The sequence below is a fragment of the Arthrobacter sp. 2MCAF14 genome (genome assembly GCF_052115645.1).
Classification (GTDB): domain Bacteria; phylum Actinomycetota; class Actinomycetes; order Actinomycetales; family Micrococcaceae; genus Arthrobacter.
Window position 1 is genome coordinate 31730 of the sequence record NZ_JBFRHB010000014.1, and the last position, 19448, is coordinate 51177.

General features: G+C 64.1%; 15 protein-coding genes and 1 riboswitch. Of the genes, 1 reads left to right on the plus strand and 14 read right to left on the minus strand.

Annotated features, from left to right (window positions below; translation table 11 throughout):
• Positions 1-27 precede the first annotated feature (27 nt).
• The 10 genes from AB4074_RS11515 to AB4074_RS11560 all read right to left on the minus strand — a co-directional run bounded on the left by AB4074_RS11515 (position 28) and on the right by AB4074_RS11560 (position 12493).
• Entirely contained in the window at positions 28-1272 is a 1245-nt protein-coding gene (locus AB4074_RS11515; RefSeq protein WP_441413490.1) for a hypothetical protein, read from the minus strand.
• Between the two features lie 7 nt (positions 1273-1279).
• Positions 1280-1900, minus strand: a complete 621-nt coding sequence (nadD, locus tag AB4074_RS11520; protein WP_236811369.1) for a nicotinate-nucleotide adenylyltransferase — start codon at positions 1898-1900, stop codon at positions 1280-1282.
• Positions 1901-1955: 55 nt separating this feature from the next.
• Positions 1956-2189 (minus strand): hypothetical protein, encoded by a 234-nt coding sequence (locus AB4074_RS11525; RefSeq protein WP_441413491.1) that lies wholly within the window; start codon positions 2187-2189, stop codon positions 1956-1958.
• A gap of 79 nt (positions 2190-2268) precedes the next feature.
• The gene (locus AB4074_RS11530) at positions 2269-3639 is read right to left on the minus strand and encodes a glutamate-5-semialdehyde dehydrogenase (protein WP_441413492.1); all 1371 of its coding nucleotides are present in this window, start codon (positions 3637-3639) and stop codon (positions 2269-2271) included.
• A complete protein-coding gene (proB, locus tag AB4074_RS11535) occupies positions 3636-4826 on the minus strand; it encodes a glutamate 5-kinase (RefSeq protein WP_437770535.1) in 1191 nt (396 codons plus the stop codon). Before proB ends, AB4074_RS11530 begins: the two co-directional genes overlap by 4 nt.
• Positions 4816-6405 carry a GTPase ObgE gene (obgE, locus tag AB4074_RS11540; RefSeq protein WP_441413493.1) on the minus strand — a complete coding sequence of 530 codons (1590 nt, stop codon included), beginning with the start codon at positions 6403-6405 and terminating at the stop codon, positions 4816-4818. The genes proB and obgE overlap by 11 nt, the downstream gene beginning before the upstream one ends.
• A gap of 144 nt (positions 6406-6549) precedes the next feature.
• Positions 6550-6813 (minus strand): 50S ribosomal protein L27, encoded by a 264-nt coding sequence (rpmA, locus tag AB4074_RS11545; RefSeq protein ID WP_003803426.1) that lies wholly within the window; start codon positions 6811-6813, stop codon positions 6550-6552.
• Positions 6814-6874: 61 nt separating this feature from the next.
• Positions 6875-7183: a 50S ribosomal protein L21 gene (gene rplU / locus AB4074_RS11550; protein ID WP_028267456.1), complete on the minus strand. Its 309-nt coding sequence runs from the start codon at positions 7181-7183 to the stop codon at positions 6875-6877.
• 419 nt (positions 7184-7602) lie between these two features.
• Positions 7603-9123: a bifunctional hydroxymethylpyrimidine kinase/phosphomethylpyrimidine kinase gene (gene thiD, locus AB4074_RS11555; protein ID WP_441413494.1), complete on the minus strand. Its 1521-nt coding sequence runs from the start codon at positions 9121-9123 to the stop codon at positions 7603-7605.
• Positions 9115-9211: riboswitch (TPP riboswitch) on the minus strand. It overlaps the preceding gene by 9 nt.
• Before the next feature lie 144 nt (positions 9212-9355).
• Positions 9356-12493, minus strand: coding sequence for an Rne/Rng family ribonuclease (locus AB4074_RS11560; protein ID WP_441413495.1), 3138 nt, complete (start codon positions 12491-12493; stop codon positions 9356-9358).
• Between the two features lie 469 nt (positions 12494-12962).
• Between AB4074_RS11560 and AB4074_RS11565 the strand changes: the two genes are divergently transcribed.
• Entirely contained in the window at positions 12963-13643 is a 681-nt protein-coding gene (locus tag AB4074_RS11565) for a vitamin K epoxide reductase family protein (protein WP_441413496.1), read from the plus strand.
• Between the two features lie 78 nt (positions 13644-13721).
• Here AB4074_RS11565 and ndk read toward each other — a convergent pair whose 3' ends face one another.
• The 4 genes from ndk to ileS are packed head-to-tail and all read right to left on the minus strand — an operon-like array spanning position 13722 to position 19332.
• Positions 13722-14141, minus strand: a complete 420-nt coding sequence (gene ndk / locus AB4074_RS11570; RefSeq protein ID WP_441413497.1) for a nucleoside-diphosphate kinase — start codon at positions 14139-14141, stop codon at positions 13722-13724.
• 53 nt (positions 14142-14194) lie between these two features.
• Positions 14195-14647, minus strand: coding sequence for a DUF4233 domain-containing protein (locus AB4074_RS11575; RefSeq protein WP_441413498.1), 453 nt, complete (start codon positions 14645-14647; stop codon positions 14195-14197).
• A 2-nt stretch (positions 14648-14649) separates the two neighbouring features.
• A complete protein-coding gene (locus AB4074_RS11580) occupies positions 14650-16011 on the minus strand; it encodes a bifunctional folylpolyglutamate synthase/dihydrofolate synthase (protein ID WP_441413499.1) in 1362 nt (453 codons plus the stop codon).
• 3 nt (positions 16012-16014) lie between these two features.
• Complete coding sequence (gene ileS, locus AB4074_RS11585) at positions 16015-19332, minus strand: isoleucine--tRNA ligase (RefSeq protein WP_441413500.1); 3318 nt, start codon at positions 19330-19332, stop codon at positions 16015-16017.
• Positions 19333-19448 lie beyond the last annotated feature (116 nt).

Below are 19448 nucleotides of genomic sequence, written 5' to 3' on the forward strand. Positions count from 1 at the left end.
CCTGTTTGGTGGCAAAAGCCTTTGTGGTCAGCGGGAAAGTCCGCTGTTGATCATGATGATGCCCGCAATCAGGGCGATGGCTCCGATGCCAATGAGTCCCAGGACCAGAAGCCGGGTACGCTGGGCGCGCCCAAGTCCCGCCGTCGCGGCGTCGAGCGGTTCAAGTCCGTACGCCGAACTTGCCGAAATGGGCGGATGTTCGGCCGCTTCCGCGAATGCCTCGCCATCCGATGCTGAGTCCGACGCCGGGCGTCGACCCGCCGCTTTCGCAGCGGCCTCTGCGCGCGCCAGCACTCCTGCGCGGCCGCGCAGGCTGCGGGACTTGCCCGACGCGGACTGCCCGGGCTTCAGTTTCGGCGCAGGTGAGGTCACGAGTGGAACAAAGGTGGTGCCAGGCGGCTTCATGACGGGACGATCGAGTCCCGGAACCTTCACGAATTCCAAGGGCGTCACCATGGCCAGGTTGCTGGCCACCGAGGGTTCAGCACGGACCGGACCTGAAGGACGGCTGTTCTGCTCGGCGAGCTTCTGCTTCGCCATGGCCCTCTTGTTGAGGATGGCCTCGCGTTCAGCTTGGGCGATCTGTTCGGCTAGGGCCTCTGGATCCGTTGGCTCAACGTCGGTTTGGGAAACCCCGGATTCACCGGCCGGGACTTTCTGCACGGCTGATTCCATTGCCGCGATGTGCTCAAGCTTATTGGACTGATTGTTCGCTTGGGCGGCCAAAAGCTCGCGGGCCATCAAGGCCTGCTCCACGGTCATTTCGGGGGCGCCGGGAGGCGGGCCTGCCGTGACCCGGACACCGCCGCCAGGCGATACGCCCGGGCGATCAGGGCCGGATTGCTGCCTGCCGGGAGCCTGGACCGGGACACTGGACGTCCTCGGCCCGGATCCGGGTGCCGGGACAACGGGGATCGCCGAGGTGCCCGGGGCAACTTCTTCCTGCAATTGCTGCAGGCGCAACTGGCGGCGCGTGGGCGGACCGCCGCGGGAAAGCTGCTGCTCCTTATCCGCGAGTTCCTTGATGGCGCGGAGTGCGGCGCGGTCGCGTGCACGGGCCTGCGAGGAACGTTCCGAGGTGGGTTTAGCGTCCAGCGGAGCATCGGCCACCCGGCGCACCCGATTGACCGAAGCGCCACCGGACGCGGGGTTGGCGTCGTCGGAGGTAACGGCCTCGGCTACCGCGGGACGTGCGCCGGTTTCTTCCACGCGTGCGTCCCGGGCTCGTCGAAGCTCGCGCCGGCTAGGGATGGGGGGCTGTTCCTGGCTCATTCAAAACTCACTCGGTACGGGCTTGGTGTTCTGATCCGGTCATAGCATGCAGGGGCTCCCCCATGCCGGGTTTGCCCGAGTACAGCTTGTATTTGGCGATGTACTGCACTACTCCATCAGGCACGAGGTACCAGACCGGATTGCCTGCACCCACGCGGGCGCGGCAGTCAGTCGAAGAAATCGCCATGGCGGGCACTTCCAACAGACTGACGTCCTCCCTGCCCATGCCGTCAAGAACATGACCGGGCCGGGTGACACCGACAAAGTGCGCCAAGGTCCAAAGCTCGTCGACATCTTTCCAGGACAGGATCTGCGCGAGGGCGTCAGCGCCCGTGATGAAGAACAAGTCCGCGTCCGGCCGCTGGGTCCGGAGATCCCGCAGGGTATCGATGGTGAACGTGGGACCGGGGCGGTCCACGTCCACGCGGCTCACCGTGAAATTGGGGTTGGACGCCGTGGCAATGACCGTCATCAGGTACCGGTGCTCGGCTTCACTGACCTGCTTGTGCGATTTCTGCCAGGGCTCGCCGGTGGGCACGAAGACCACCTCGTCCAAGCGGAACTTGGCGGCAACCTCACTGGCAGCAACCAAGTGGCCGTGGTGAATGGGATCGAAGGTTCCACCCATTACACCCAAGCGAAGTCGGCGCCCCGTTTCCTCGAAGGGTTTTGCGGCGGAAATGTTAGTGACCCAGCCCTGGGTGCTTGGCCGGGTGCTGGCGGTGCGGATCCGAGTGCTCTTCGGCGGCGTCGTGACGGTTGCCAAGGTTCGTGTAGGAGACCGCCACGAACATCAGGACCAGGAGGATGCAGAAGATGGTGATGCCGAAGACGAAAGGAGGAGCCCACAACGGCGCCGGCGCCTCGCTCTCGCCCCCTTGAGCGAGAATGGAAATGGCGATCTGCTGAAACTGCATTTTCTCCCCTAGCGGTTCAAAGGATTTCGACGGCGGATCCTCCCACCGTCCAGGACTTCTGTTCTATGTTACAGCGTCGCTAGCCGCGGACCTGGCCTTCACCCTGGACAATCCACTTCGTGGTGGTCAACTCCGTGAGGCCCATGGGACCGCGTGCGTGCAGCTTCTGGGTAGAGATTCCCACCTCGGCACCAAGGCCGAGCTCGCCCCCATCAGTGAAACGCGTGGACGCGTTCACGATGACCGCCGCAGAATCGATGTCCGCAATGAACTTCTCCGCGTTCGCCAGATTGTTCGTCAGGATGGCCTCCGTGTGGCCGGTCGACCATTTGCGGATGTGCGCGACTGCCTCGTCGAGGTTGTCCACCATGGCAACTGCGAGGTCGAGGTCCATGTATTCCGTGGCCCAATCGACGTCGTCGGCGGGGACCGTGTCCACCGAACCGGACAGCGCCGCCTGAATCCTGGAGTCGACGTGTAATGTGACCCCCGCGGAACGAAGCGCGGTGGCAACGGCGGGAAGCACAGTGGATTTCGAGTGCACCAGGAGAGTCTCCACAGTGTTGCAAACGCTGGGCCGCTGGGTCTTGGCGTTAAGCAGGATATCGACGGCCATCTCTTCGCTGGCGGACTCGTCGATGAAGATATGCACATTTCCCTCGCCGGTCTCAATGACGGGCACGGAAGAGTTGTTCACCACAGTCTGAATCAGCTCCCGTCCACCGCGGGGAATCAGCACGTCCACCCGGCCACGGGCACGCATCAGGACGTTCGCGCCTTCGCGGCCGAATTGGTCGACGCTCTGGACGGCGTCGGCCGGGAGTCCGACGGATTCCAGCGCATCGCGGAGGATGGTCACAAGGGCTGCGTTGGTGTGGGCAGCGGCCGATCCGCCGCGCAGGATCACTGCATTGCCGCTCTTCAAGGCGAGTCCTGCGATGTCGACCGTGACGTTGGGGCGGGCCTCATAGATCGCTGCGACGACTCCCATGGGCACATTGACTTGGCGCAAGCGAAGTCCGTTGGGGAGGGTCTGGCCCCGGACGACGTTTCCCACGGGATCCGGCAGGCCCGCCAGGTTTTCAAGGGCCGCCACAAGGCCGTCGATGCGGGCAGGTGTCAGGGTCAGGCGGTCCAGCATGGCAGCGGAGGTTCCGTTGTTGCGGCCGGACTCAACATCCTTCGCGTTGGCGGCGAGGATGGACCCCTGCTTTTCCCGGAGGGCTGCGCCAATAGCGTGCAGGGCGCGGTCCTTCCAGGCACGGTTCGCCTGCGCCATGTGCCGCGCGGCCTGCCGTGAGCGGTCCGCGATCGAATGCACGGCCGCCTCCACTTGCTCGGGGGTGAGCGGCGCGTTTCCCGTCTCCGGAGTTTCCGGCACCTGGGCGGCATTGCCAGCAGCCAGGGCGTCAGTCATCACAGGAGAATCAGGGGTAAGGGCCTCAGTCATTCTCCAAGTTTAGTGGAGCGGGCCTGCTGGACCAGCACGAGGTCGTCAACATGAACAACTACGCGGTCATATCCGCGGCCAAGGTCCTTGGCGAGTTCCTTGGTGGAACGGCCAAGCATGCGGGGAAGCTCCTCCGCGGAGTAGTTCACCAATCCCCTGGCAATCACAGTGCCTTCGACAGAAACCATCTCCACTGGATCGCCAGGCTCGAAGTCTCCCTGCACCGACGATATTCCGGCGGGCAACAGGGAGGTGTGGCGGTCGCGCACGGCCTTGACGGCGCCGTCGTCGAGCACCAAACGGCCCCGGACCGAAGCGAGGTGGGCCAGCCAGAGCAGCCGGACGGGTTTGCGGTTGCCGTTGATGGCGAACCACGTGCCCACGTCCTCGCCTGCCAGTGCGGCGGCGGCATTGGCCGTGGAGGTGACGAGGGCGTGGATGCCGGAGCCTGCGGCGATCGACGCAGCCTCCACCTTGGTGGTCATGCCTCCGGTTCCGACGCCGGCTTTACCGGCCTTACCGATGGTCACGTCGACGAGGTCAGCGGGACCGGTGACGAGCGGAATGCGCTTGGCACCCAATGACGGCGGACCATCGTAGAGGGCGTCGACGTCAGACAACAGGACCAAGGCGTCCGCCCGGACAAGGTGGGCCACCAAAGCGGCCAGGCGATCGTTGTCGCCAAAACGGATTTCGTGCGTTGCCACGGTGTCGTTTTCGTTCACGACGGGCACGACGCCGAGGTTCAGCAAACGGTCCAGCGCACGGTATGCGTTGCTGTGCTGCGTGCGCCGCATCAAGTCATCCGCCGTCAAGAGGACCTGGCTGACCGTGACCCCGTGAGCGGCAAAAGCCTGCGAATAGCGCGCCATCAAAAGCCCTTGGCCCACACTGGCCGCAGCCTGCTGCGTGGCGAGGTCCTTGGGACGCTTGGCGAGGCCGAGCGGCGCGAGACCCGCCGCGATGGCACCGGAAGAGACGAGGATGATCTCCGTCCCGGAATTGCGCTTCTCAGCCAGGGCGTGGACGAGTGCCGTCAGCGCTTTCTCCGAGATGCCGCCTTTGATGCTGGTCAGCGAAGACGAACCCACTTTGACGACGATCCGCTTGGCGCCGGCCAGTGCCTGGCGTTCGGCGGAGTCGTCGCCTTCGGTGACTTCAGCGATGCGGGCCGTGCTAGTCGTCATTTTCGGCTTCCAGGCCGCTTTCCTTCAGGGGCTTGGGTAGACGACGTCCGCTGACGGACTCAGTCCAGATGCCCGCCTTCCGCTCGGCTTCGAGCTCGGCGCGTGCTGCAGCCTTGGCTTCGCGTCGTTCGAGCTGCTCGTCGCGCTTCTGCGAACGGGTGGGGCGGTCGCCGATGTCGGCAACACGGATGTCCGTGCCACGAGGCGTCGCCAGCAGTTCGGCGCCCGCCATCATGGTGGGCTCCCAGTCGAAGACGACGCCGTCCTCTTCGCCGATCACCACGGTGTCGCCCGGGACGGCACCCATCTTGAACAGTTCGTTTTCGATGCCGAGCTTGGCCAGGCGATCGGCCAGGTAGCCGATGGCTTCTTCGTTGGTGAAGTCGGTCTGCTTGACCCAACGGACCGGCTTCTCCCCCAGCACGCGGAAGAGCGGCTCGAGGTTCTTCTCCTCGCGGCGGATCTTGAAGCCGGACTCATTGACGGCACGGGGGCGGAGGACGGGCGCCGCGACCTTGGGAGGCGCGGTGGCAACCGCCTTGCGTGCGGCCATGACGATCTCGCCCATGGCGAAGCTCAATTGGCGCAGGCCTTCATGGCTCGTGGCGGAGACTTCGAAGACGCGGTAGCCGCGCTGTTCCAGTTCGGGACGGACGAACTCGGCCATGTCCCGACCATCAGGCAGGTCCACCTTGTTCAGGACAACAAGCTTGGGACGTTCGTTCAGGGGGACCACTTCGCCGTCAACGCCGGCGTAGCTCATGTCCACCGCGTACTTGTCCAGCTCTTGCTCGATGATCGCAAGATCCGAGAGCGGATCCCGGTCCGCTTCCAAGGTTCCGCAGTCCAGCACGTGCACCAGCGCGGCGCAACGCTCCACGTGGCGCAGGAAGTTGTGGCCCAGGCCCTTGCCCTCGCTCGCCCCTTCGATCAGCCCGGGAACGTCTGCAATGGTGAACCGGACCTCACCGGCCTGGACCACGCCAAGGTTGGGGATCAGGGTAGTGAATGGGTAGTCGGCGATCTTGGGCCGTGCCGCTGACATCGCCGCGACAAGGCTGGACTTGCCCGCGGAGGGGAAGCCGACCAGCGCGATGTCCGCGATGGACTTCAATTCCAGGACGATGTCGCTGGAGTCGCCTTCAGTGCCGAGGAGGGCGAAACCGGGAGCCCTGCGCTTCTGCGAAGACAGCGAAGAGTTGCCAAGGCCGCCCAGGCCGCCTGCAGCGGCGATGAACTCGGTGCCTTCACCTACAAGGTCAGCAAGGACGACGCCGTCCTTGGTCTTGACCACGGTGCCGTCCGGTACGGGAAGCACGAGGGTTTCACCGTTCTTGCCGCCGCGCCAGTCACCCATGCCGGGGCCACCGTTGGTTGCGTGGCGGTGCGGTGCGTGGTGGTAATCAAGCAAAGTGGTGGTCTGGGCATCAACGCGCAGGATGACGTCGCCGCCGTTACCGCCGTTACCGCCGTCGGGTCCGCCCAGGGGCTTGAACTTCTCGCGCTTAACAGAGACACAGCCGTGGCCGCCTGTTCCGCCGGATACGTGAAGTACTACCCGGTCTACGAAGGTCGCCACGTGTTTCTCCTCTAACTGGAAATTACTGCTTGAAGTGCGTGTTGCGGGCTGATGCGCCGCCGCCCGCACTAGTAAATTCTAGTGCGGTTAAAAAGACAGGTGGAGCGGGCCATACGGCCCGCTCCACCCGTTCAGAACGTGTTATTACTCTGCAGCTGCAGCAGCAACGATGTTCACTACGCGACGGCCGCGGCGAGTACCGAACTCAACCGCACCTGCCTGCAGGGCAAACAGGGTGTCGTCGCCACCGCGGCCGACACCGGCGCCCGGGTGGAAGTGGGTGCCGCGCTGGCGGACGATGATCTCGCCTGCGGAAACGACCTGGCCACCGAAGCGCTTTACGCCGAGGTACTGGGCGTTGGAGTCACGACCGTTGCGAGTGGAGCTCGCGCCTTTTTTATGTGCCATTTGAAATGCCTGCCTTTAAAATTCTGGGGAATCTGTTGAAAACCTGAACAGCAACCAGTGGTTACTTGATACCGGTGATCTTGATCTTGGTGAGTTCTTGACGGTGACCCTGGCGCTTCTTGTAGCCGGTCTTGTTCTTGAACTTCTGGATGACGATCTTCGGACCACGGAGGTCTTCGAGGATCTCAGCCGTAACCTTGACCTTGGCCAGATCCGCAGCAGCGGAGGTGACCTTGTCACCGTCCACCAGGAGCAGTGCGGGCAGCTCAAGGGTGCTGCCGGCTCCACCGGGGACGCGGTTCAGGGTTACGTAGTCTCCAACGGAAACCTTTTCTTGGCGGCCGCCTGCGCGGACAATCGCGTACACCACTTGGGCACTCACTTCTCTCGACGTTTATTACTAAATTTGCGTGCGGAACCCCGATCCGAAAACGGGCCTGGTTCACGCTGTGCCTCAACGCCGTGGACTCCGGTACGGAATCCATGAGTCATCCCTCGAATAGTTCCAAATGAAAGGTCAGTTCCAAATGAAGGTTTCTAGGGGCATAACCCAAGTGTTGGCGTAAGCACCGAAGATCTAGATTACGCTAGTTTCGCCTTCGGCTGCAAATGAGGCCAGGTCCGGAGGCTGCCACGTGATGGCTGCCACAGACTGGCTATGTCGCCATCCGGTACCGTGCCCGTCTACCTTACCCTGCCGGCGGGAAAAAGCTCGGATCCCCGCCCCGACACGCTGCGGCGCCGCCGGAGCAGGCGCATCATCCCGTGCTTCCACGCCAGGAACCGGGCTCAGCCGTGCAACCTTGGAGCATCGAAGAAGGCCGTTTCATAGCGGCACGATTGGGTGAAAGCCTCCATCATCGCCGTGCGCTCCGTGGGTGTTGCGGCCTGCGCGGCGGCATCCGTGATGTCGATCGCCTTGCGGGTGGCCTCTGCGAACGCCTCGTCTGCGTAGGTGCGCAGCCAATCCGCGTAAGGGTGCTCGTCCGACGCTCCCGCCTGAATATAGCGAAGGTGGAGCTGCTGACCCACCTCGGCGTACAACCAGTAGCAGGGAAGCACGGCAGCCAGCAGGACGGCATAGCTTCCCGACGCCGACGCCGCCAGCAAGTGGTCCACGTAGGCCTTGGTGACTGGGCCCAGCTCTCCGCTTACCTGGCGTCCGCTGAGCCAATTCCGATGCAGCTCGGACTCGACTTCAAGGCACATCTGCGAGCCACGGGCCCAGAACAGCTGTTCGGTTTCGCTGGGGGCGAGGGCGCTTGCCCGCGCCAGGACCCGGGAATAGCCGTTGAGATAGATGGCATCCTGCGAGAGGTAATAGCTGAACTGCGCTTCGCTGAGGCCGCCGGTTTGCAAGTGCTGGATGAAGTCCAGGCCATAAATGGCCGCAAGTTCCGTTTGGGCGGCGTCCCACATCCGGACGGCAAAGTCCCCCGGATGAAGGTCCTGCTGGAGCGCGTGGAAATGATGGATCGGCCCATTGCCCTTCCCCACTTCCAGCACCTCGGACTGGGCCAGCGCCCCCTGAAGCCAGGGCTTGACTACGCGCAGCGCAGACTCCCAATCGCCGAGCCGTGCCTTGGCCGTCGCCATGGCCGACGACAAGGAACATCCCGTGCCATGGCTGTTGCGGGTCTCCACGCGTTGACCGGCGAATTCCACCACGTCCTGGCTCAGGACTCCTTCGGTGTTAACCAGGGCGTCGGGGCAGCCCTCTCCCTGCAGATGGCCGCCCTTCACCAGGACGGTGTTTCCGCAGGCTGCAGCCAGGCGTTTGCCTTGCTCCAACGCCGATGCCCAGTCAATGGCAACAGGCTCGCCAAGCAGCATGGCCAATTCAGGAAGGTTGGGGGTCACCAAGTCAGCGAGGGGCAGAAGTTCCCGCAGCGCGGTTTCAGCGGACTCCGCGAGGAGCCGGTCGCCACTGGTCGCGATCATCACCGGATCCAGCACGACGACGGCGGGGCGCGCCTCGCCGAGCCAGCGACGGACTTCATGGATGACGGCGGCGTCCCCGAGCATGCCGATTTTGACAGCATCAACAGTGATGTCGTCGCTAATGGCATCCAATTGCTGGCGCAGGAACTCCACGGGAGGCACATGGACGGCAGTGACTCCCCGGGTGTTTTGTACGGTGAGCGCAGTGATGACGGCCATGCCATAGCCGCCGTTGGCCGCGATGCTCTTGAGGTCTGCCTGGATCCCGGCACCACCCGAAGGATCAGAGCCGGCAATGCTGAGGACCCTCGGGATAGCCCGCTGGACGGCCTTGAGCGGGTAGACAGCTGATTGCGCTGAAACAGTCATGCGAGACATCCCTTCGCCGGTGCTAACCGGACAGGTTCAACGGGTCTGGTCTCAGCCGGCTTGGTGCGCGGCACCCCGTGTCAGTCCCTTAGCTTAACCCGGATCACACCTCGCCCGCTGAAATCGCGCTATGCAACCGTGCTGACCGTCCGGTGAATCGGCCGGCAACGACGAAGCCCCGGCGGTTTCCACATGAGCGGAAAGGGCCGGGGCTTCGGACAGGGTACTGCGTTTAGAGCTCGGACTTGGGCACGCCGACTCCGAGGATGATCGGTTCCGCTGCCGCCGTCGACTTGGCTGGAGCAGCGTCCGTCGCCTTGGCCTCGTGCGCGGCCCCACCGGAGGCGGCCGCGGCAACCTCGTGGTGCTCAACGTTGGTGGCGTTGGCGGCACCCTGGGCCCGGCTGGCGCTGCGGTTGCGACGGCCTCGGCGTCCACGCGAACCCGCTTCCGGGGATTCCCCGCTTGCAACGGCCGCGGGGGTCCCTGCGGGCGCTTCCTCGGCCTCAGTTGCCGTCGTCGCAGTGTCGGGAGCTCCTCCGAGGCCCGCGAATGCCTGTGCCAACAGGTCCAGGCTCATGGCAGGTGCACCACTCGCTGGCTGCTCTTCGTGGTGGACGAAGGGCAACGCAACTTCCTCGCCGCCGAATCGCAGCACAGGCTTCGAACGTTCCTCGCTACTCGAAGCAGCGGCAGGAGCCTGGGCCGGGGCCGGGGGGGCCTGGACCGGGGCCGCTTCCGCTACGTGCCGGTCGGCGAGCAATTCCGCCGCGTGGTGGAGCTCGTCGTCGTGCAGGTGGGCAGCGTGGGCCGCAGCCGCGATGGTGGCAAGGGCTGCGCGGGTGGCTGCCTGGCGATTCGGATCAGTGGATTCCACTGTATGGACCGGCACAGGAGGGGTGATCGGGAGCTCGGCCGTCCCCTGCCCTGTCCCCCTGCCGCGGCGACGCTTGCGCTGCTCCGGGCGGACGGCCGGCTGTGATTCCGTCCGCGGGTGGTGGTGTTCAGCGGCCACCACGTTGGCCCGACGGTGCTCCACAGGCTCGTCGTGCGTGACGATTCCGCGACCGGCGCACGTTTCGCACTGCTCGCCGAAGACCTCAAGCAGGCCGGTGCCCATGCGCTTGCGGGTCATCTGCACCAATCCAAGCGACGTCACTTCGGCGACCTGGTGCTTGGTGCGGTCCCGGCCGAGGCACTCGACCATGCGGCGCAACACGAGATCGCGGTTGGATTCCAGGACCATGTCGATGAAGTCGATGACGATGATTCCGCCGATATCGCGCAAGCGAAGCTGGCGCACCACTTCCTCGGCAGCCTCAAGGTTGTTCTTGGTGACGGTTTCCTCAAGGTTGCCACCGCTGCCGGTGAACTTCCCAGTGTTGACGTCAACAACCGTCATGGCCTCGGTGCGGTCGATCACGAGCGAACCACCGGAGGGCAGGAAGACCTTGCGCTCCAATGCCTTGTGGATCTGTTCGTCGACGCGCCATGCCGAGAAGATGTCCTGATCCGAGGTCCACTTTTCGAGGCGTCCCACCAGATCCGGCGCCACGTAGGTGACGTAGGCCTCGATGGTGTCCCATGCTTCATCGCCGGAGACGATGAGCTTGGAGAAGTCCTCATTGAAGACGTCGCGGACAACCTTGATGGTGAGGTCCGGTTCGCCGTACAGCACTTCCGGAGCCAGGACCTTGGTGGACGTGGACTGGCTTTCGATGCCTTCCCACTGGGCCCGCAGGCGGTTGATATCGTGCGTCAGCTCTTCCTCGGAAGCACCCTCGGCGGCGGTGCGGACAATGACGCCCGCGTTCTCCGGGAGGCGATCCTTGAGGATCTTCTTCAGGCGGTTGCGCTCGACGTCGGGCAGCTTGCGGGAAATACCGGTCATTGAACCGCCGGGCACGTACACAAGGTAGCGGCCGGGAAGCGAAATCTGGCTCGTCAGGCGTGCGCCCTTGTGGCCCACGGGGTCCTTGGTGACCTGGACCAGCACGGAATCGCCTGATTTCAGGGCGTTTTCGATGCGGCGCGGTTTGCCTTCCAGGGTGACGGCATCCCAGTTGACTTCACCGGCGTACAGCACGGCGTTGCGGCCGCGTCCGATGTCGACGAACGCAGCTTCCATCGACGGCAGCACGTTCTGGACCTTGCCCAAGTAGACGTTGCCGATCAGGGAATCCTGCTGTGTCTTCGACACGAAGTGCTCCGCGAGCACGCCGTCTTCCAGGACACCGATCTGGATCCTGTCGTCGCGCTGACGGACGATCATCTGGCGGTCGACGGACTCACGGCGAGCCAGGAATTCGGCCTCGGTGATGACCTGGCGGCGGCGGCCGGTCTCGCGGGACTCGCGGCGGCGCTGCTTCTTGGCTTCAAGGCGGGTGGAGCCCTTGACGCTCGTGACGCGGTCGGAGCCGGTGGTGGACTCAACGTGTGCGCGGGGAGCGCGGACACGGGTGACGGTGTTGGGGGGATCGTCGTCTCCGCCGCCCGTCAGCTCCAGGTCCTGATCGCCGCGACGGCGGCGCCGACGACGGCGGGAAGTCACGCCCTCTTCGAGGACCTCCTCGGTACCGGCCTCTGCCTCGTCCTCAGACTCCGCGGACGCTTCTTCTCCCGCGGTTTCATCACGCTCGTTGCCCCGGCGTCCACGACGCCCACGGCTGCGACGCCGACGGCGGCTGCCGGCTTCGTCCAGTTCGTTGTCCTCGGAAACTTCTTCAGCGTCAGCCTGCGGTTCTTCTTCGACGACGGCCGGCCTGGCAACTGCGCTCAAGTCCGGTGCCTGGAAGATCATGGAGGTGACGGACCCAGGTTCCAGGAACAGCGAAGCGATCGGGCTTGCAGCTTCCGCCTCGACGGCCGGCTCCTCGGTGGCTTCCTCGGGCGCAACTTCCGCGACCACAGCGTGTTCTTCGCGCGGAGCAACCTCGGCAGCCGGTGTTTGAACCGGGGCTTCTTCGGCGACGGGTTCGGGGCTCTTCGCCCTCGTCGTACGACGGCGGCGGACCGGCTTCTCGGGGGCAGCTTCGGCTTCTGCCGCTAGTTCAGGCTCGACGACGGCGGCAGCCTTCGGGGCCTCGCCGCCTTCCGTGGAAGCTTCTTCGGCGAAACCTGGCAGCGGCTCGGAAGTTTCGACCTTCTTTCGAGCCCTGGTGCGCCGGACAGGAGCCTTGGGCGCTTCGGTGTCCGTCGCTTCCGCGAGGGGCTCAGCGGCGGCTGCGGCAGCTCCGGCGTCGGGGGCTTCATCCGCGGCGACCGTCTTCGGTGCCGCCTTGCGGCGGGTGCGGGTGACCTTTTTGGGTGCTTCGGTGGTCTCGGTGGACGCCGCATCTTCGGCGGCGGCTACAACTTGCTCGTTATCCATATGTGGCAACACTCCTGCCCTTGCGCAACCGCCACATCCGGTGCCCAGAGGGGCAATATTGTCAAAACCCGCAGGCGTTGACAGAAGTCAGTAGTAGTCTTTCCGGTTCGCACCAGCATGGGGGTGCGGCATCCACGGAAAGCCGGCTTCGCTCCAAACCCGTTGTTCTAATGCCACAACCAGGTGCCGTCCATTGTCACTGCGGCCCTACCGGGGATCATCGGATCCTGGGCATGCCCTGCATATGACTGGCGGTCTTGGGAACAAGATACCGGACCGGATTCCGCATGTGGATCGGCTTCCGGCCATGTTCATTCTCTCACACGCCCGCACCCCCGGCAGGAAACACGCCCTGAAGGCTTCCGTGCCGCCACCCTCGCTGGACGCGTCCTCCAGCCTCCGCGGCTAGAATCCTCCCAAGAGCAGTCCCCGGTCCTGCGCCGGGCCATCCAGAAAAGGACAGCCAACCATGCCGAGCCCCGCCAGCCCGAACCTGGCCAATAACGATGCCCGCTCCCTCCGGCAGGAGAAAACCGGGAGGAGCCCCGACGGGGCCATGCCACGCATGGTCCGCGACCGCCCCTTTGCGTGGCTCTTGCTCGCCACCGGCGCCGTAGCATGGCTGGCATCAGGGGCGCTCGTGCTGGAAAAGCTGCAGGTTCTCATCGACCCCAACCACATCACGGCCTGCGACCTGAATCCGTGGGTATCCTGCGGCAGCGTCATGAAGACACCGCAGAGTTCGGTTTTCGGTTTCCCCAACATGTTCATTGGCATTGTCGCCTTCGCCGTGATCATCACCACCGCCATGGCGATCTTTGCCGGGGCCAAGTTCGCCCGCTGGTACTGGATCGGACTGCAGACGGGCGTCACGCTGGGCTTCATCTTCATCGTCTGGCTGTGGTCCCAGGCACTGTATGTCATTCACATCCTGTGCCCGTTCTGCATGGTGGTGTGGGCCTGCATGATCCCGCTCTTCGTCTTCGTGACCATCAGGAACGTGGCGCACGGGGTCATTCCAGCCCCCGCGGGCCTGGCCAGGATCCTCAGCGAATCCGGTTGGATCATTTCCGCGCTGCTCTACGTTGCCGTGATCGCGAGCATTTTCTTCGCCTTCATCAATGTCTTCATCGGCACGTCCGGTTACTGAGCACTTATCCCATTAACAGCGGAAGGGGCCCTTGTTCACTTGAACAAGGGCCCCTTCCATGTTGGTCTTGGCGGGAAGCTACGCGCCGAACCAGATCTTGATCTCGCGCTCGGCGGAATCCACCGAGTCGGAACCGTGGACCAGGTTCTGCTGCACAGCCAGACCCCAGTCACGGCCGAAGTCGCCGCGGATGGTGCCGGGCGCCGCCGTCGTCGGGTCCGTGGTTCCAGCAAGGCAACGGAAGCCTTCGATCACGCGGTGGCCCTCGAAGATGGCAGCCACAACCGGGCCGCTGAGCATGAACTCAACCAGCGGCTCGTAGAACGGCTTGCCCAGGTGCTCTTCGTAGTGCTGCTCCAGCAGATCGCGGGTGGCGTCGACCTTCTTCAATTCGACCAAGGAGTATCCCTTGGACTCGATGCGGGCGAGGATGCTGCCGCTCAAGTTGCGGGCGACGCCGTCGGGCTTGATCAGTACAAGGGTGCGCTCAATGCTCACGGTTGCTCCAATGTTGAGTGTGTGGGTTTCCCAGCCAGTTTACGGGGTTTCGCTCAGGCGGACTGCCCGGCAGAGTCTTCCCCGCGCGAAGCATTCCATTCGGCTTGCTCACGATCACGCTGGGCGTTCTCGCGGTCGATCCTCATGCCGGCACGGATGCCGTACCACCAGCAGGCCGCAAAGAGGACTCCCACCACGAACATCGTGGGCTCGACGAAGCCGGAAAGAATCAAGACCAGCTGCAATACCCAGCCGACACCGATGCCCCACGGCTTGCTGAGGACGGCACAAGCCAGGATCAGCACAAGGCTCAGGGTGATGCCGAATGTCAGGATCAGCGCCGGCTGCACCTCTCCACGCTTCAGTCCGAAGACCGCCAAGGTGGCGAAGAACGCGACGAAGGCCTCCAGAAGCAGAACGGTCGAAGCGAACATCACCTTGGTGGAGCGGCGCTTCTTGGGCATCCCGGGCCGCCATTCGCGCTGGGCTTTGGTGAGTTTGGCCATGCTCAGGAACCAACCTTCCCGAGGAGCATGCGGGCTTCGGCCACCACGGTGATGGAACCCGTGACGAGTACCCCGCCGGCCAGGTCATCGTTGGCTTCGGCACGCTCCACGGCCCACTCGATCGCGTCGTCCAGCTTCTCGGCAATGTGGACATTGTCGGCACCGAAGCCAAGGTCGACGGCGAGATCGGCCAGTTGCGCGGCCGGGATGGCGCGCGGCGAGCTCGACTGCGTGAAACAGAATTCCTCTGCCAGTCCGCCCAAGGATTCCTTGAGCTGCCGCAGGATTTCTTCCGCGTCCTTTTCCTTCAGGACCCCGACGACCACCACCAGCTTGCTGAAGCTGAAGGCCTCTTCGATTGCCTCGGCTGAGACGCGGATGCCATCAGGGTTGTGCGCGGCATCCACGATGATCGTGGGAGCAGTGCGCACCACCTCAAGACGGCCGGGCGACGTGACGTTGCCGAAAGCCTCACGCAAGAGGTCGCCGTCGAGCTCTTTCTCGCCGCCGCCGAAGAAAGCCTCCAGGGCGGCGACGGCGACCGCGGCGTTCTCGGCCTGGTGGGCGCCGTGCAGGGGCAGCAGCAAGTCCTCATAGCGGCCCGCGAGCCCTTGGATCGTCAGCACTTGACCTCCGACGGCAACGCTGCGCGACTCAACGCCGAATTCGACACCTTCGAAGCGGAAGGGCACACCCACCTCGCGTGCCTTCTCCAGGAGCACCTGGGCGGCGTCCACGGGCTGGGCAGCGCTGATCAGGAAGCCGCCGGGTTTGATGATTCCGGCCTTCTCGTGGGCGATGTCCTCGGTGGTGTCGCCGAGGAGGTCCGTGTGGTCCAGCGAAATCGGCGTCACCACGGACACCTGCCCGTCGCCCACATTCGTGGCGTCGGTAATACCGCCCAACCCCACTTCAATCACAGCGACATTGACGGGTTGGTCAGCGAAGATCGCGAAGCCAAGAATGGTCAGGCACTCGAAGTACGTGAGCCTGGGCTGGCCATCGGCCTCGAGTTCCTTGTCCACGATCTCGAGGTACGGACGGATCTCGTCCCAGATCCGGACAAAAGTCTCATCCGACACCGGCTCGCCGTCGATGCTGATGCGCTCGGTGACCTTCGACAGGTGCGGACTCGTGTAACGGCCCGTGCTCAAGCCGTGGGCGCGAAGCCCCGCCTCGATCATGCGGGCGGTGGATGTCTTGCCGTTGGTGCCCGTGATGTGGATGATCGGGAATGCCTTGTTGGGCTCACCCAGCACATCCATGGCCCGGTACAGGGGCGCCAGCCGCGGCTCCATTTTGTTTTCCGGGGCGCGGCCCAGGAGTTCGGCGTAGACGCTTTCTACGGAGAATTCGTCGCTCATGTACTAGGCCTCGATCTTGGTCACGGTGATCTGCGGCTCGGCCGCGTCGCCGGAGACGACGGGGTCGAGCTTGAGGGACAGGGTTTCGGTCTTGACCAGCTCTTCATTGGCGCGCAAGGCGTCAACAACGTCGGGGACAGCCAGGACCGTGGTGTGGATGCGGTCGCTGACGTTGAGTCCTGCGTCCTTGCGCGCTTGCTGGATGGCACGAACCATGTCGCGCGCCAGGCCTTCGGCAGCCAATTCCGGAGTGACTTCGGTATTCAGGACCACGAAGCCACCGCCCGGAAGGACAGCGACGGCCGCGGACGAACCGTCAGCAGACTCCGCCACGACGGTCTCGAGCGTGAACTCCTGCGGTTCGAGCTCGAGGCCGCCAGCCGTGACCACTCCTGCGTCGGAAACCGACCAGTCGCCGGACTTGGAACCCTTGATGGCCTGCTGGACGTTCTTGCCCAGTCGCGGACCTGCCGCGCGGGCGTTGACCACGAGTTTCTGCTCGATGCCGAATTCCTCCGGCGACGCCGTCGCGGCGTCGAGGAGTCGGACGGACCGCAGGTTCAGTTCATCCGCGACGACGGCGGCGAAGCCTTCCAGCGCATCCGCGCCGGGTGCCACTACCGTGAGCTCCTGCAGCGGCAGGCGAACGCGAAGGTTGGCGGCTTTGCGAAGGCTGGAACCCGTGGAGCAGATCTGCTGGACCCGGTCCATGGCCTCGACGAGTTCCGGATCTGCCGGGAACAGCGACTCCTCGGGCCAGTCAGCCAGGTGCACGGAGCGCCCGCCGGTCAGGCCGCGCCAGATCTCCTCGGAAACGAGGGGCAACAGCGATGCCGCGACACGGCAGACGGCTTCGAGGGCCGTGTGGAGTGCATCGAAAGCGTCGGTGTTCTCATCGAAGAAGCGCTGACGGCTGCGGCGCACGTACCAGTTGGTGAGCATGTCCAAGTAGCTGCGCAGTTCATCGCAGGCTCCGGAAATGTCGTATTCGTCCAGGCTGGAGGTGATGTTGCGGACGAGGTCCCCGGTGTTTGCCAGCAAGTACTGGTCCAGGGTGTCCGTGTAGCCGTCGTAGCGCAGCTTGGCGTCATAGCCGGCGCCACCATTGGAGGCGTTCGTGTATAGCGTGAAGAAGCTGTACACGTTCCACAACGGCAGGATGACTTGGCGGACGCCGTCGCGGATTCCCTGTTCGGTGACCACGAGGTTGCCGCCACGCAGGATGGGGCTGGACATCAGGAACCAACGCATGGCGTCGGAGCCGTCGCGGTCCAGGACCTCGGAGACGTCCGGGTAGTTGCGCAGGCTCTTGGACATCTTCTGCCCGTCGGAGCCCAGGACGATGCCATGGCTGATCACATTGCGGAAGGCCGGGCGGTCGAAGAGTGCCGTGGACAGGATGTGCAGCATGTAGAACCAGCCGCGGGTCTGCCCGATGTACTCGACGATGAAATCTGCGGGGTTGTGGGTATCGAACCATTCCTCGTTCTGGAACGGATAGTGCACCTGGCCATAGGGCATGGAACCCGAGTCGAACCAGACATCCAGGACGTCCTCGACTCGGCGCATGGTGGACTGGCCCTCTTCAGGAGAGCGCGGGTCGTCCGGGTTGGGCCGGGTGAGTTCGTCGATGAACGGGCGGTGCAGGTCAACCTGGCCGTTGTTGTTCATCGGAAGGCGGCCAAAATCGGCCTCCATCTCGGCGAGCGAGCCGTAAACGTCCGTGCGCGGGTACTCGGGGTCATCGGACTGCCACACCGGGATGGGCGAGCCCCAGTAACGGTTGCGGCTGATGGACCAGTCGCGGGCGTTGGCCAGCCACTTGCCGAACTGTCCGTCCTTGACGTTGCCAGGGATCCAGTTGATCTCCTGGTTCAGTTCGGACATCCGGTCCTTGAACTTGGTGACCTCCACATACCAAGAGGACACGGCACGGTAGATCAAGGGGTTGCGGCAGCGCCAGCAGTGCGGGTAGCTGTGTTCGTAGCTGGCCTGGCGAACCAAACGACCGCCGGAACGCAGTGCCTGGGTGATCGGCTTGTTGGCATCGAACACCTGCAGCCCGGAGATTTCGGCGAGGGGTCCGTGCGCGAATAGGTGGAGGAATTTGGCGCCTTCGTCGACCGAAAGGACCACGGGGATACCCGCGTCCTCGCAGACTTTCTGGTCATCTTCACCGTAGGCCGGAGCCTGGTGGACGATGCCCGTACCGTCAGTGGTGGTGACATAGTCAGCGACGAGGAAACGCCAGCCGTTCTGCGTGCCGTATTTCTCGGTGTCGGAGAAGTAGTCCCACAGGGGCTCGTACTCCAGGCCGGCCAACTCGGTGCCGGTGTAGCTGGCCGTGACAGCGGCGGTGGCGGCAGCTACGCCATCGGCACCATCACCGTACCCAAGATCCTTCGCGTAGGTGCCGAGCAGATCGGCGGCCAGCAGGAAGCTGCCCGTTACCGGCGCATCCGGGGAGGCGGCCTTGATGCCGTTGGGACCGGCCGGAACCACCGCGTAGGAGATGTCAGGCCCGACGGCGAGCGCCAGGTTGGTGGGCAGCGTCCAGGGGGTCGTGGTCCACGCGAGCGCCTGCACCCCTTCAAGGGACTTCGAGAGTTCCGACTCCCCTGCTTCGATGGGGAAGGTCACCGTGACGGTCTGGTCCTGGCGGTTCTTGTAGACATCGTCATCCATGCGCAGCTCATGGTTGGACAGCGGCGTCTCGTCCTTCCAGCAGTACGGCAGGACGCGGTACCCGTTGTAGGTGAGGCCCTTCTCGTGGAGCTGCTTGAAGGCCCAAAGAACAGACTCCATGTACTCGACGTTGAGGGTCTTGTAGTCGTTGTCGAAGTCCACCCAGCGTGCCTGGCGCGTGACGTAGCTCTTCCATTCGTCCGCGTACTTCATAACCGAGGCACGGCAGGCGTCGTTGAACTTGTCGATGCCCATCGCTTCGATCTGGGTCTTGTCCGTCATGCCCAGTTGCTTCATGGCTTCGAGTTCGGCGGGCAGGCCGTGGGTATCCCAGCCGAAGCGCCGCTCGACGCGCTTGCCGCGCTGGGTCTGGTAGCGGCCTACGAGGTCCTTGGCGTAGCCGGTCAGGAGGTGCCCGTAGTGGGGCAGTCCGTTGGCGAAGGGAGGACCGTCGTAGAAGACGAACTCGTTGCTGCCGTCGTGGCCCGCGCTGCGGTTGTCGATGCTGGCTTGGAAGGTGCCGTCTTCATCCCAGTACTTGAGGATGCGCTCTTCGATCTCCGGGAACTTCACGGAGGCAGACACCCCTCGCGGGGTGCCGGAGAGAGCTGTGGAGGCCTTCGGGTAATACGTCATCTCTTCATCCTGGGTTGAGCCGGTGAACACAAAGTTTCATTCAGGATGCGAGGACGGCGCCAGCTGCGTTGTTTCCAACAGCGCCGGTACCGCGGTACCACCTCACTTACCGCCGC

Coding starts and splice junctions, on each gene's coding strand:
- AB4074_RS11515 (WP_441413490.1), bottom strand. CDS start 1,272: ATGAGCCAGGAACAGCCCCCCATCCCTAGCCGGCGCGAGCTTCGACGA.
- AB4074_RS11580 (WP_441413499.1), bottom strand. CDS start 16,011: ATGAGCGACGAATTCTCCGTAGAAAGCGTCTACGCCGAACTCCTGGGC.
- proB (WP_437770535.1), bottom strand. CDS start 4,826: ATGACGACTAGCACGGCCCGCATCGCTGAAGTCACCGAAGGCGACGAC.
- rpmA (WP_003803426.1), bottom strand. CDS start 6,813: ATGGCACATAAAAAAGGCGCGAGCTCCACTCGCAACGGTCGTGACTCC.
- AB4074_RS11575 (WP_441413498.1), bottom strand. CDS start 14,647: ATGGCCAAACTCACCAAAGCCCAGCGCGAATGGCGGCCCGGGATGCCC.
- AB4074_RS11565 (WP_441413496.1), top strand. CDS start 12,963: ATGCCGAGCCCCGCCAGCCCGAACCTGGCCAATAACGATGCCCGCTCC.
- AB4074_RS11530 (WP_441413492.1), bottom strand. CDS start 3,639: ATGACTGAGGCCCTTACCCCTGATTCTCCTGTGATGACTGACGCCCTG.
- AB4074_RS11560 (WP_441413495.1), bottom strand. CDS start 12,493: ATGGATAACGAGCAAGTTGTAGCCGCCGCCGAAGATGCGGCGTCCACC.
- nadD (WP_236811369.1), bottom strand. CDS start 1,900: ATGGGTGGAACCTTCGATCCCATTCACCACGGCCACTTGGTTGCTGCC.
- thiD (WP_441413494.1), bottom strand. CDS start 9,123: ATGACTGTTTCAGCGCAATCAGCTGTCTACCCGCTCAAGGCCGTCCAG.
- AB4074_RS11525 (WP_441413491.1), bottom strand. CDS start 2,189: ATGCAGTTTCAGCAGATCGCCATTTCCATTCTCGCTCAAGGGGGCGAG.
- ileS (WP_441413500.1), bottom strand. CDS start 19,332: ATGACGTATTACCCGAAGGCCTCCACAGCTCTCTCCGGCACCCCGCGA.